Source organism: Nonomuraea sp. NPDC003707 (genome assembly GCF_053587055.1).
The window spans coordinates 94,931-107,594 of sequence record NZ_JBSFNK010000034.1 but is presented as its reverse complement, the minus strand read 5'-3'; the positions used below and the strand labels follow the sequence as shown (position 1 = coordinate 107,594).

Sequence of the window (12,664 nt, the reverse complement as noted above, 5' to 3'; positions counted from 1 at the left end):
ATGTCCATAGAGCTTCAGTCCACCGGCACGTTCGCCATCGGTGACAAGACCGTCCACCGGCTCGGTTTCGGGGCCATGAGTCTCACCGGGCCCGGGGTCTGGGGGCCGCCGCGCGATCACGACGAGTCCGTGCGGGTGTTGCGGCGGGCCGTGGAGCTGGGCGTCGATCTCATCGACACCGCCGACTCCTACGGGCCCTACATCAGTGAGGAGATCATCCGGGGGGCGCTGCACCCGTACCCGGAACGGCTGCTGATCGCGACCAAGGCCGGGTTCGTGCGGCCGGGGCCGGGGCAGTGGGTGGTCGTGGGGCGGCCCGCGTACCTGCGGCAGGAGGTCGAGATGAGCCTGCGGCGGCTCGGGGTGGACCGGATCGACCTGCTGCAGCTGCACCGCATCGACCCGGAGGTGCCGCTGGAGGACCAGCTTGGCGAGCTGAAGGCGCTGCGGGACGAGGGCAAGATCGGCAGCATCGGCCTGTCCGAGGTGAGCGTCGAGGAGCTGGAGCGGGCGCGGCGCATCGTCGAGATCGTCACCGTGCAGAACCGCTACAGCCTCACCAACGGGTTCTCGGAGGACGTGCTGGAGCACTGTGAGGAGCAGGGGATCGGGTTCATCCCCTTCAGCCCCATCGCCAAGGGGGCGCTGGCGGTGGCCGGGAGTCCCGTGGACCACGTGGCCAAGGCCGTCGGGGCCACGCCCGCGCAGGTCAGCCTGGCCTGGTTGCTGGCGCGTTCGCCGGTGATGATGCCGATTCCGGGCACGTCGTCGGTGGCCCATCTGGAGGAGAACCTCGCCGCGTCCACCGTGGAGCTGACGGGTGAGCAGGTGAGCGAGCTGACGGCGGCCGCCCGCTGACGGGCCCCACGGCGGGCCCCTGCTTCCAGCGGCCCGCCGTAGGACGGTGGTCAGTTCAGGCCGGACTTCATGGCCGTGAGGAGTTCGGCGTTCGTGGTGTCGCCGCTGAGCTCCCAGAAGAAGGCGCCGCCGAGGCCCTGGCTCTTCGAGTAGCTCATCTTGCCGCCGATCGTGCTCGGCGTGTCATAGCTCCACCACTGGCCGCCGCAGTACGCGTACGCCGTGCCCGCGACCGTACCGGTGGACGGGCAGCGGGTCTTGAGCACCTTGTAGTCCTCGATGCCCTGCTCGTACGTGCCCGGCGCGGGTCCCGAGGCGGTGCCGCCGGGCGCGGCCTGCGTGACGCCGGCCCAGCCGCGGCCGTAGAAGCCGATGCCGAGCAGCAGCTTGCTCGCCGGCACGCCCTTGCCCTTGAGCTTCTGGATCGCGGCGTCGGAGTAGAAGCCCGGGGTCGGGATCCCGGTGTAGGAGGTGAGCGGGGAGTGCGGGGCGGTCGGGCCCTGCGGCGCGAAGGCGCCGAAGTAGTCGTACGTCATGACGTTGTACCAGTCGATGTACTGCGCGGCGCCCGCGTAGTCGGCCGCGTCGATCTTGCCGCCGTTCGTGCCGTCGGCGGTGATGGCCGCGGTGACCAGGTTGCCGGAGCCGAAGCGGGAGCGCAGCGCCGACATGACGTTCCTGAACGCCGCCGAGCCGCTGGAGTCGCAGGTGAGGCCGCAGGCGTTCGGGTACTCCCAGTCGATGTCGATGCCGTCGAACACGTCCGCCCAGCGCGGGTCCTCGACCAGGTTGTAGCAGGAGTTGGCGAAGGCCGTGGGGTTCTGCGCGGCCTGGGTGAAGCCGCCGGACCAGGTCCAGCCGCCGAAGGAGAACAGCACCTTCAGGTTCGGGTACTTCTTCTTGAGCTTGCGCAGCTGGTTGAAGCTGCCGCGCAGCGCGCCCGCGTCCCAGGTGTCGGCCACGCCGTCCACGCTCTCGCCCGCCTGGTAGAAGCGGTCGTAGTCGGCGTAGCTGTCGCCGATCGTGCACTGGCCGTTCTGCACGTTGCCGAACGCGTAGTTGATGTGGGTCAGCTTGGCCGCGGAGCCGCTCGTGTCGATGTTCTTGACGTGGTATCCGCGCTGGTAGACGCCCCACTGCACGAAGTAGCCGAGCACCTTGTTCCCGCCGCCTCCGCCGCCCGTGGTCGTGGCGGTGATGGAGTTGCTGTTGGCGGAGCGGTTGCCGGCGGCGTCGCGGGCGCGGACGGTGTAGCTGTAGGCGGTGTTGGCGGCTAGCCCGGTGTCGGTGTGGGTGGTGCCGGTGACGGTGGTGATGAGGGTGCCGCCTCGGTAGATCTCGTAGCCGGTGACGGCGACGTTGTCGGTGGAGGCGTTCCAGGCGAGGGAGACGCTGCTGCCGCTCACGCCGGTCGAGCGCAGGTTGCCCGGCACGGTCGGCGGGCTGGTGTCCGTGCCGCCGCCCGTCGTGGTGGCGGTGGCGGTGTTGCTGTTGGCGGAGCGGTTGCCGGCGGCGTCGCGGGCGCGGACGGTGTAGCTGTAGGCCGTGCCGGCGGCCAGTCCGGTGTCGGTGTGGGTGGTGCCGGTGACGGTGGTGATGAGGGTGCCGCCTCGGTAGATCTCGTAGCCGGTGACGGCGACGTTGTCGGTGGAGGCGTCCCAGGCCAGAGAGACGCTGCCGGCGGTCACACCGGTCGAGCGCAGGTTGCCGGGCACCGACGGGGCGGTGGTGTCGGTGCCGCCGCCGGTCGAGGGCTTCCACAGGGCAGGCACGTTCGGGGGCTCCCAGCCGGGCTGGGAGGTGTGGCTCTGGATGCACTCGTACTCGACGCCGTTGTACGTGACGTGCGTGCCCGCCGTGTACGCCGTCCACGGGGCCCACTCGGCGAGGGCGGCGTACGCCGAGGCGGAGACCGGCGGCGGGGCGACCGCCACGGCGGTGAGGGGCAGCAGTAACGCCACCAGGATCTTGCTCAGGACACTGTGTCTCATGACTCTCCGACATCCGGTTGGGGGTGTACGAGGGGTGGGATGTCAGGAAACTATTAGGAAAGTTTCCTTTAAGTTATGAGACGACGTTAGCCTCTGCCTGTGGAGGCGTCAATGAGTGAAATTTCGATGTAAAGCCGATTATTCGGTCGGCGGGGTGCCGTGCGTGTGGAAGGAGGCGATGGTCTTCAGCCCCCACGCCTGGCCCCTGGCCCGCTCGGCCTCCGTCCACGTGATCGTCCGCCAGTCGGGCGCCAGGATGAGTCTGGTCAGCGGGTTGCACAGCTCGACGCGGTTGCCGCCGGGCTCGTAGACGTACAGGAAGAAGGTCTGCTGGATGGCGTGCTTGTGCGGGCCGGTCTCGATGAACACGCCGCTGTCCAGGCAGAGGTCGGCGGCCCGCAGGATGTCCTCGCGGGTGTTCGTGGCGAACGCGAGGTGGTGCAGCCGGCCCGAGGCGCCCGACCAGTCGTCGGTGTAGACGAGGTCGTAGGACTTGTTCGCGAAGTGCAGCCACTGGGCGGAGATCCGGCCGCTGCCCAGCATGATCTGCTCGGTCACCCGGGCGCCGAGCACGTCGCGCACGAAGGCCCCGGCGGTCGCGGCCTCGGCGGCCAGGAAGTTGACGTGGTCGAGGCGGCGCACGCCCACCCCGCGGCCGGGGAACGCCTGCGGCTGGTTCTTCAGCGCGGGACGCAGCTCCTCGGGCGCCTCGTACCACTGCGACTCCCAGTAGAGGCGCAGCTCATGGCCGTCGGGGTCGCGGAAGGCGTACGTCGGGCCGCGGCCCGGGGCGCCGTCGCGCCAGCCGATGCCCAGCCCGGCGTCCTTGATCGCGCGCACCCGGCGCTCCAGCGCCTCCTGGCTGCTCGCCCGCAGTCCGGTCGAGCCGATGCCCGAGGTGCGATGGGCCGTCAGCGTGAGGCTGTGGTGCTCGTAGTCGTCGTACGTGCGCAGGTGGACCGAGTCGCCGTCCTGCCCGGCGGCCGTCATGCCGAGGATCTCGGTGAAGAACCACAGGCTCCGCTCCGGCTCGGGAGTGAGCAGCTCGACGTGGCCGAGGTGGGCGATGTCGTGCAGCAGGGCGTTCATCTCAACCTCGGGGGCATCTCGACCTTGGGGCCATCTCAACGTCGGGCGGCATCTCAGCCTCGGGGGCGGGGGAAGACGGTGCCGTCGAAGAGCTTGCGCGCGGTGCGTACGTTCGCCGCCCGCACCGCGGTCGGCGGGCTGGTGGACAGGTCGAGCTCCACCTCGACCTCCAGGTGGCCGGTGGGGTGCTCGACGTCCACGCGCGAGCCCTCGGGGAGCCGGGCGAAGCGCCGGGCCACGCCGTGCGGGAGCAGCGCGGCGGTGACGACGCTGACCGCGCCCAGCACCCCGATCGCGGTGTGCGGCCGGACCGGGATGAACGTGCGGGTGCACAGCGCGCCGCCGTCGCGGGGCGGCGCGACCAGCGTGGTCTTGGGCACGGCCTCGCCGGTGACGTCGCCGAGCCCCATGAGCTTGCCCGCCTGAACGCGCAGCGACTGCACGCGCTCGCGGAGCCCGGCGTCGGCCACGAGCGTCTCGTACCGCTCGTAGCCGGTGATGCCGAGGTCCTCCGCGGCCGCCACGACGACCGGCATGCCGTTGTCGACGCAGGTCACCTCGATCCCGTCGATCACGTCCACCTCGCGGCCGGTGGGCAGCAGCCGCCCCGTGCCCGAGCCGGCGGTGTCCTCGAACCCGAGCACCACGGCCGCGGCCGTGCCCGGAACACCGGAGATGGCCGTGCCGCCGCGGTAGTCGACGCGGCCGCCCGGGGTGGGGAAGCGGGCGGTGGCGAGGCCGCCGGTGTTCACCAGGCGGATGCGGACCTCGATGTCGTCGCCTCGCGGACGGACGAGGCCGCGCTCCACGGCGAACGGGCCGACGCCGGCGAGCAGGTTGCCGCAGTTCTGCCGCCCGGAGACGGCCGGCTCGTCCACCGCGACCTGGAGGAAGAGGTAGTCGAGGTCCGCGCCGGGATCGGCGCTGGGCGACACCACGGCCACCTTGCTCGTGAGCGGGTGGGCGCCGCCGATGCCGTCGATCTGGCGCGGGTCGGGGCTGCCCAGGACGCGCAGGAGCAGGTCGTCGCGCTCGCGGGGATCGTCGGGGAGGTCGTCGGCCAGGAAGTAGGCGCCTTTGGAGGTGCCGCCGCGCATCAGCATGCACCGCACGCCGCCGTCGTCGCCGATGCCCGTCACGTCGGTCCGTGGTCGGCGCCCGTCGGCGCCGATGTCCGTCGCACCGGTCCGTGGTCGGCGGTCGTGGTCGCCCATGCCCGTCACATCGGTCCGTAGTCGGCGGCCGTCACGTACGTGATGCCGAGCCCGGGCAGGCGCTCGCGCAGGCCGTAGCGGTCGAGCCCCAGCTCGCCCTTGGCGAACGCCTCGCGGGCGGCGGCCTCCTTCGCGGCCCTGGCGGCGGAGGCGGAGATGCCCCGCTCGAGGTCGCCCCACGGCACCACCAGCACCCCGTCGTCGTCGCCGAGGATCGTGTCGCCCGGCCGGACGAGCTGCCCGCCCACGGTGACGGGCACGTTGACCGCCCCGGGCGTCGCCTTGACCGTGCCCTGGGCGCTGACGGCCGCGCTCCACACCGGGAAGCCCATGGCCCGCAGCCCGGCGACGTCGCGCACGCCCGCGTCGATCACCAGCCCGCGCACGCCCCGGGAGCGCAACGAGGTGGCCAGCAGCTCACCGAACATCCCGTCGGTGGACGGCGAGGTCGTGGTCACGACCAGGACGTCGCCCTCCTGGCACTGCTCGACCGCGACGTGGATCATCAGGTTGTCGCCCGGCCAGCACAGCACCGTGACCGCGTTGCCGCCCGCGCTGCACCCGGGCCACGCGGGGCGCAGCCCGGGCCCCAGGTAGCCGGTGCGGCCGAGCGCCTCGTGGACGGTCGCGACGCCGTACGCGGCCAGGGTGTCGATCCGGTCGAGGCTCGCCCGCGGCGTGCCGGTGACGACCACGTGCCTCATGCCAGCACGTCCGTCACCTGCGGGTAGAGCCGCATGTAGGCCTCGCCCATGGTGTCGTGCGGCAGGCCGAGGTTGGGGCCCGCGTTGCGGCGCAGCTGCACCCCGCGGCGCTTGGCGAGGTCGGTGTAGTAGTCCCACATGTGCTGCTGGGCCGGCAGGCACTCCATCGCCTTGCGCTTCCTGTCGAACACCGGGGTGATGTCGAGCAGCACGTCGGGCTTGAAGTCGCACTGCTCGGGCTGGTGCGGCTCGAAGAAGAACACGGGCGGCGCGCCGAGCGGCTCGCCCGGCGCGTCGTAGCCCGCGGCCTGCGCCAGCACGCGCGCCTGCAACGCCATGCGGGCCGCCGCGGGGTGGTCGCCGTTGTACGGGTCGGCCAGCGGATGCGTCAGCACCACGTCGGGCTCGACCTCCCGGTAGATCCGCACCAGCCGGTCGACCAGCTCCGGGGTCTCCACCAGGGGATAGTCGCCAGCGTCGAGGAACTCGATCTCGGCGCCCAGGGCCGCGGCGGCGTTCTGCGCCTCCTCACGGCGGATCGCCTTGATCTCGTCGAGAGTGCGGCCGGCGCGCCACGCCTTCGCGGACTCGCCGCGCTCGCCGAAGCTGAGACAGACCACCTTGGCCCGCTCGCCGCGGCCGGCCGCGAGCGCGATGGCGCCGCCCGCGCGCCAGACGAAGTCGCCCGCGTGGGCGCTGATCACCAGAAGTGTGGGGGTCTTTGCCGAGGTCACTCGCTGACGCTACGAGCCGATCGATCAGATTGTCAACAGTTTCATCGGCAATCTGCCTCTAGCGCAACATCGGGGCCTGGTCGAGCGTGGACTTCGACAATATTGTCAACGATATGGGCTCTCTTATGCAGGTGGCAGTGCTCGGCCCTCCGCTCCTGGACGTGTTCCCAGCCGCCAGGTAGGTCTTGGCTGGGATTGAGCTAAGTCTCAGCTCAGCCGATCACCGGGTAGCTGCTCGACCCGAGGCCGCCGCCGGGCCACGGGCCGATCGCCATGGAGCTGTTGACCACCGACGGTGCGACTCCCGGTTGGGTCTCCCGGTCCGTTCCGGTCCTGCCATCGAGGACGACGGGCCCGTTGGCGGTTCTTCCGTAGACGACCCCATGCCAGGCTCCGGTCACGAGGGGAACCAGGCGCCCGTCGCCCTTCGTGATCGACCACAGCCACGAGCCGGTCTGCGCGTCGAGCGCGGCGACCCAGTCACCGCCTGAGCAGACTGCGATGGCCTGCTCGTCGTACAGGCAATTCAACGGATGCGGGGCTGGTTCACCGGGCTTCTCCTCGGTGACGGTCACCGCCTGTCCCGTCGTGATCTCCACGACATCGACGTACTTCTTCCCGCCCGGGTCGGTGCGTCCTCGGACGACTGCCTTGGAGGGGCCGGCCGGGAATACCTCGACCGAGTAGGCATCGCGGGGCGACGCCCATCGCTGCCGACCGGTCCGCGCGTCGATCCCGCGGACCTGGACCTTCGGCGTCTGCCCGGTTCCGGGCTGTTGGCCCGCGACCATCCCCGCCGCCACGGCTCGGGCCTCGAACCCGCGCATGCTCCACCGCACCTTGCGGCTACTCAGGTCCAGCGCGTACGTGTCGCCGCGCCGAGCCGACAGCGACGGGTCCACGATCCGAACGACCCCCACCCCGTCGGCCACACCCGCGAACGAGACCTCGACGCCGCTCGAACGGTCCGTCCCGGTCCACCCCTCGATGGGGATCTCGGTACGCCAGTCGGTCTTCCCGTTCTCTGGGTCGATCGAGACGACCTCGACCAGCGGACGGCCCGGGGTAGTGCCCTGTCCCGGTGCCTCGCCGAGGAACGGCGCGAGCACGGTCGGCCGGCCTTGGACGGACGTGAGCGTCGGCAGCGCGATCACCGTGCCGATTTTCGGCTGCGGGTAGGTCGGCTTGATCACCTCCCGCACCTTGTTGGTGCGGGTGTCGATCAGGCGGATCTCCTCCCCGGAGGACACGGTCGGCTTGCTGCCATGGATCGGGACGACCGCCGTGGTGCCGTGCAGCAGCACCTCATCCGCGTTCGTGGAGACCTCCAGCGGCGCGGCGGCGGCGGCGTTGAAGCGGGTGGGCGGGTCGATGGACTTGAGGTCGACCGGCGGCCTCGACGTGAAGCGGTTGCCGGGGTCCACCGGTTCGATCGGCGTGATCGGCCTGGACGTACACCCGCCAACCGCCGCCAGCACCAGCACGATTCCCGTGATTAATCGCATCGAATCCCCATCGTCGGCATTCACGTTCGCCAATGCAGCAAACTACTGGTTCGCGCGGGCCGGCCCGTTCGGCGTCCGCCCCGAATCGACGCCGGAGCCCGCCGCACCGGGGGACGACACCGAGCATCCCGCCAGGTGAAGCGGTCCGCAGCTGAGCCACCGAGGCCAGGGGCGGGGCCCTATCCGAAAAGCGCGATCTTCGGGACGCGGCCCGGATAGTCGCAGGCCATGTTCCTTGGTTCAATCTGAGGCGCACCCAGCAGCCCGATGAGCGGGATGGCCGTTCCCGGTTACGACTGATGACGTTCCCCGACGGGCCATGCGATCTGGGTGCGGAACGCGGTAAGTCCACGATCCCGAAGTACGAGTAAGGAAAATATGAAGCCTGTCAAAAAGGCAATGATCAGCACGACGATGCTTGGCACGGTCCTCTGTCTCACGTCCGTGCTGGGGGCCCCAGCTGCTCAGGCTGAAGTATGGCGCTGCGAGCCATACGTCGATACCACCCGCAACGTGGGACAAACCACCTGCTACGAAGGCTACGGCAACTATCGCGTAGTGGTCGAATGCAACTCGGCCCACTGGCCGTACACCAGAAACATCGACGGCCCGGTGGTTTACAAAAGCACAGAACAGCAGTTCGGGCCGACTTCCTCGGTCTATGGGCAGCCAAATGGCTGCCATGTCGTTGACGCGTGGACCGTCGCCCTTTGACCTCAGCCCTCCGTGCGCCCGGCAGGACGGAGGACGAGGGCGTGACGTAATGGCTGATCGAAGGCTCGTCTCGTCCGCGTAGCTGCCAGGAAGCCCGTGAGAGGCCGGCGGCTTCGGCTGGAAAAAGCTGGTCCGCAGAGTCGCGAATCGGGCGTTCCGTCGGCGTGATCTGAGCGGCGACAAGGGAGCGCAGCTGCTCCGGACAAAGGGCCAGGCGGTCGGCAAGGGGTCCTCCAGGCAGGACGAAGGGCGGGGACCGTACGGTTCCCGCCCTTCGTTTCCGGAGGTCAGGCCACGGCCGCTTCCGGTGTCCGCAGCGTCCCGGCCGGCTCGCGGTCGAGCGGCTGGGGCGGGGCGTTGAAGACGGTCTCGTCCAGGCGGCCCTCCGAGCGGGCCACCAGGACCGGGACGACGAGTTGGCTTCCAGGACCGGCAGGAGTCGTTGATCGAGTGATCGGTATTCGTCGGGCTGCTTGTTCAGTTGATCACTGGGTGTGGTCGCTGGGGGAGTAGTGAGTCCAGGATCCTCCGGCGTCCGCGGCGATGCGGGTGGTGGTCTTGTGGTGGAAGCCCAGGGAGTTGGCGATCACTGGGGCGGGAGCTTGCAGGACGAGTTGGCGGAGCGCTGAGGCTCTGGCCGTTCCGGCGGCGAAGCCGGCGAGTCGGAGGTGCTCGCGGATGGTGCCGGCATGGGCGGGCTGGTCGGCCCGTCGGCCGGGGAATAGCCGGCGCGCGTCCGGGTTGGTCGCGGTGTTGAGGTGGGGCCGGTCGTCGGCCGGCTCTCGAAGCAGGCCGGCGAAGGGTTCGGGCACGGGAGTGGGCGGGTCTCCGAGCTTAAGGAGTAGTTCGTCCTGGTCCTGGATGAGGTCATCGACGGTGAGCCGGCCACGACGCTGCGTGCGCGGGCTCGGCGGCCGGAACGTCCGCAGCCGCGCTCGGCTGGCCGGCAGGCGACCCCGCCGACGCGCTCTCGGCGACTTCCGACTCGGTGACCTCCAAGGACAGCTGATACAGCTGCTCCAGCGTGCCCAGATGCCCGTCCGGGTCGACACCGGTCTTGGCCGGCTCCTCCCGTAAGACCTCGAAGTCGAAGACTTCCGCGGCGAGCTGCGCACTTCGCTGAAGGAGCGCAGCTTTGCCCCGTTGCCGGTCCGAGGGCGGATGATTCCCAAGGCGAACGGCAAGCTGCGTCGCCTGGGGCCGGCTGGCTGCGCCGCAAACACCGCCGGGTCACCTGGACGCGCGAGTTTCGAAGCCCTTCAGGCTTGTGGCGACAGATCCACCGGCGGGCGAGCGCCTTGAACCCGGCCTGCCCAGGACTGCCGTCTTCTTCCCTGGCTGACCGGTCAGGGGTCATCCCGTCTCTTGGTCAAAGCCCTGTATCCGTGCGGCTCGGACGGCTTTGTTCCACGAGCCCGGCAATTCGCTGAGTTCACATCAGTGCCGAGCGCCTGGCCTGGCAGTGCCTCCGGTATTGGGTCATCGCGGAGGCACTGCCGAAGCTGACATTGATAAGCATCCGTCCGGATAATCGCTGGATATCCGTAGCGGGATCTGCTCGCTCGCTGGACTAGTTGGGGCTTACCTGGATATAGAGATCCACCCAGCTGGTGCCGGGCCTGCAGTCATAGTCATACCACTCACCTCTCTGCAGCCCGAGATTTCCGCGCTGGGCGCATGACCACCAAGGATTCGGCCCGTAGAAGGTGTCGTAGTAACGGAAGGGCGACATCGCGCTGGGAGAAGTAGCGTTTGCCGTCGCCGCGTGAGCGGGTGCGGTCGCGAGGAGGCCGGCCGCCAGGGCGGCGCTCACGCCCGCGAGCGCCAGGAACTTCTTCATGTAGATCTCCAAATTCGGTACGTGCTTTCGTGGATTCACAAAAGCGCTTCCATCAAGGATTGTCGCCGAGGCCCGAACCCGGCCGCGAGAACTTCGAGTGAACACGGGGGGAATATTGATTATGCATGCTTTAGGCATATCCCCATGGTGGGAATGCGTGGGTATCTTAGTACGCTTTCTCTCGAAAGCTATCCGATAACCGCAATAAGGTTTTCGTTTTCTGGATCGCAATAATGTTGAGTTGCCCTCAAGAGGTGGCGCTGGAGCGATCCGCGGGCCCGGCTGGAGGGCGCTTACGCCCGGGTGCTGGACGGGCTGGGATCCAACACCGCGGTGCAGTTCGTCGGCGGCCGGCTGCGGCTGGAGAGGCCCGGCGCGCTGGCCGAACCGCCGCTGATGAAGGAGCCGCGTGCCCTGGTCGACGGCATGCTGCCCCGGATGGACTTCCCCGAGCTGCTGCTGGAGGTCTTCGACCGCACCGGCCTGCCCGCCGACTTCACCCACATCTCGGGCGCGGTGCGCCCGGCGGCGGCCAGGTAGGGTCAGCGCCGAGTGGCGCAGTTGGTGCGGCGTCCAGCCGTCGCCGGGTGTGCCGCGGGTCGCCCGCACGGCGACCATGCCCGTACCCAGCCGGTCAACATGATGATCAGCGCATGTCGCTACTGGCTGCTCGGCTGTTCCCCCAGGCCGGAAGCACAAGAGATGATCAACGTGATGAGGTCGCGCATCGGGGTCAGGAGGTCCGGGTAGGCCTTGGCGTTGAGGTCGTACAGGCGCAGGGCGCCGTTGCGCCGTACCGTCAGCAGATCCGCATCGCGCAAGATCTTGAGATGGTGGGAGGTGGCGGGCTGGGACAGCTCCAGGTGCGCGGCGATGTCACCGACGCTGCGTGGGGCCGCGGACTCCAGGAGGAAGACGACGATCTCCTGCCTGCGCTCATCCCCCAGGGCGGTGAACAGCGGCCGGGTCCGCGCGAACAGCGCGAGGACGTCCTGGGCCTCGATCGAGCCGCTCATGCGGGCAATGAGTCGCGCAGAGCGGACAGATGGCCGACCGGTAGCGTCCTGGCGGCGCCTTCGGCGATCCAGCCGTCCAGCATCAGCCGCGTCTGCGCGCTCACCTTCGTGAAATGCGTCTCCAGGTAGCTGCGCAGGTTGAAGGGGAGCAGCCATGGCAGCACGCGCAACGCCAGGCCCACGGCCCAGGACGGGACGGAGACGGGAGCGCGCAGCCCGTGCTGAGCGGAGACCACGGCGACGGCCTCCCGGACGGACGCGGTAGCGCCCCGCAACCGTGTGCTCGACGCGGGCAGCCTCCAGCCGGAGGCCTCCAACTCGGCGATGTAGGGGATCATGCGGGCGGCGGCGAGCTCCCCCGCACCGGCCCGCGTCACCCGCTTGGCCCGCACGCCACCGGCCTGAAGTGCGGCGACGACCTGCGAGGCGCGCGCTCCGGTGACGCCCACCGCCGAACCGGGTGGCACCCAGTACGCCACCCCCGGCGCGGGGACCTCTCGCTCCAGCGGCGCCTGGTAGGCGAGCAGAGTCGGGGCCACCTGGACGATCTGCTCCTGTGGCCAGACCCGGGCGAGGGTGCTCAGATCGCCCGGGTCCTGGCCGATGGTGACCACCGTCGCCGCTCCGGCCGCCGCGCGCAGCGCACGCGTCCACTCGCCCCGCAACGCGGGCGAATCCACGCAGAGCCACACCATGTCCCACTGTTCGCGGCGCGGCTCACTGATCACCTCGTACGGCACAATCCGCTCGCTCACCGGCGCTCGCCCCCGCCTGAGCCGGTACAGCGAAGCCCCTTCCCAGCTCTCCCGGCCCGGCCTCACCAAATAGCTGACCCGGGCCCCGGCCGCGGCCAGCCACAACCCGAAGACCTGCCCCAGCGCCCCGGCCCCGACAATCAGCACCTTTGACATCGCTGCTCCATATATCTAAATATTTGGATATGTAGAACATTATCATCGCAGAAGTCCCAGCTTCCACAGCGACCAGCGTGCCACCGTC

Annotated in this window: 13 protein-coding genes; 3 read left to right on the top strand and 10 right to left on the bottom strand. The window is 69.6% G+C overall.

The window, feature by feature from the left end; all coding sequences use genetic code 11:
• Positions 1-858, top strand: coding sequence for an aldo/keto reductase (locus ACWDRB_RS52460; protein ID WP_449907857.1), 858 nt, complete (start codon positions 1-3; stop codon positions 856-858).
• Positions 859-908: 50 nt separating this feature from the next.
• On the opposite strand, the gene ACWDRB_RS52455 is transcribed toward ACWDRB_RS52460, so the two are convergent.
• The 6 genes from ACWDRB_RS52455 to ACWDRB_RS52430 form a co-directional block, all read right to left on the bottom strand.
• Positions 909-2,849, bottom strand: coding sequence for a glycosyl hydrolase family 18 protein (locus tag ACWDRB_RS52455; RefSeq protein WP_449907856.1), 1,941 nt, complete (start codon positions 2,847-2,849; stop codon positions 909-911).
• Positions 2,850-2,987: 138 nt separating this feature from the next.
• A complete protein-coding gene (locus ACWDRB_RS52450; protein ID WP_449907854.1) occupies positions 2,988-3,938 on the bottom strand; it encodes a VOC family protein in 951 nt (316 codons plus the stop codon).
• A gap of 53 nt (positions 3,939-3,991) precedes the next feature.
• Positions 3,992-5,152 (bottom strand): 4-oxalomesaconate tautomerase, encoded by a 1,161-nt coding sequence (locus ACWDRB_RS52445; protein ID WP_449907852.1) that lies wholly within the window; start codon positions 5,150-5,152, stop codon positions 3,992-3,994.
• A gap of 5 nt (positions 5,153-5,157) precedes the next feature.
• Positions 5,158-5,856, bottom strand: coding sequence for a 4-carboxy-4-hydroxy-2-oxoadipate aldolase/oxaloacetate decarboxylase (locus tag ACWDRB_RS52440; protein ID WP_449907850.1), 699 nt, complete (start codon positions 5,854-5,856; stop codon positions 5,158-5,160).
• Positions 5,853-6,590, bottom strand: a complete 738-nt coding sequence (locus tag ACWDRB_RS52435) for a PIG-L deacetylase family protein (protein WP_363967067.1) — start codon at positions 6,588-6,590, stop codon at positions 5,853-5,855. Before ACWDRB_RS52435 ends, ACWDRB_RS52440 begins: the two co-directional genes overlap by 4 nt.
• A 212-nt stretch (positions 6,591-6,802) precedes the next feature.
• Positions 6,803-8,095: an outer membrane protein assembly factor BamB family protein gene (locus tag ACWDRB_RS52430; protein ID WP_449907848.1), complete on the bottom strand. Its 1,293-nt coding sequence runs from the start codon at positions 8,093-8,095 to the stop codon at positions 6,803-6,805.
• Between the two features lie 378 nt (positions 8,096-8,473).
• Between ACWDRB_RS52430 and ACWDRB_RS52425 the strand changes: the two genes are divergently transcribed.
• Positions 8,474-8,809, top strand: coding sequence for a hypothetical protein (locus tag ACWDRB_RS52425; RefSeq protein WP_449907846.1), 336 nt, complete (start codon positions 8,474-8,476; stop codon positions 8,807-8,809).
• Between the two features lie 485 nt (positions 8,810-9,294).
• On the opposite strand, the gene ACWDRB_RS52420 is transcribed toward ACWDRB_RS52425, so the two are convergent.
• Both ACWDRB_RS52420 and ACWDRB_RS52415 read right to left on the bottom strand, forming a co-directional pair.
• Positions 9,295-9,621, bottom strand: coding sequence for a hypothetical protein (locus ACWDRB_RS52420; protein ID WP_449907844.1), 327 nt, complete (start codon positions 9,619-9,621; stop codon positions 9,295-9,297).
• Between the two features lie 758 nt (positions 9,622-10,379).
• On the bottom strand, positions 10,380-10,649 hold the full coding sequence (locus tag ACWDRB_RS52415) for a hypothetical protein (RefSeq protein ID WP_394492397.1): 270 nt from the start codon (positions 10,647-10,649) through the stop codon (positions 10,380-10,382).
• Positions 10,650-10,952: 303 nt separating this feature from the next.
• Here ACWDRB_RS52415 and ACWDRB_RS52410 point away from each other — a divergent pair, with 303 nt between their 5' ends.
• A complete protein-coding gene (locus ACWDRB_RS52410) occupies positions 10,953-11,189 on the top strand; it encodes a hypothetical protein (protein WP_449907842.1) in 237 nt (78 codons plus the stop codon).
• Positions 11,190-11,308: 119 nt separating this feature from the next.
• Here ACWDRB_RS52410 and ACWDRB_RS52405 read toward each other — a convergent pair whose 3' ends face one another.
• Together ACWDRB_RS52405 and ACWDRB_RS52400 are read right to left on the bottom strand one after the other, a co-directional pair.
• Positions 11,309-11,665 carry an ArsR/SmtB family transcription factor gene (locus ACWDRB_RS52405; RefSeq protein ID WP_449907840.1) on the bottom strand — a complete coding sequence of 119 codons (357 nt, stop codon included), beginning with the start codon at positions 11,663-11,665 and terminating at the stop codon, positions 11,309-11,311.
• Positions 11,662-12,576 (bottom strand): ketopantoate reductase family protein, encoded by a 915-nt coding sequence (locus ACWDRB_RS52400; protein ID WP_449907839.1) that lies wholly within the window; start codon positions 12,574-12,576, stop codon positions 11,662-11,664. The genes ACWDRB_RS52405 and ACWDRB_RS52400 overlap by 4 nt, the downstream gene beginning before the upstream one ends.
• Between the last annotated feature and the right edge of the window lie 88 nt (positions 12,577-12,664).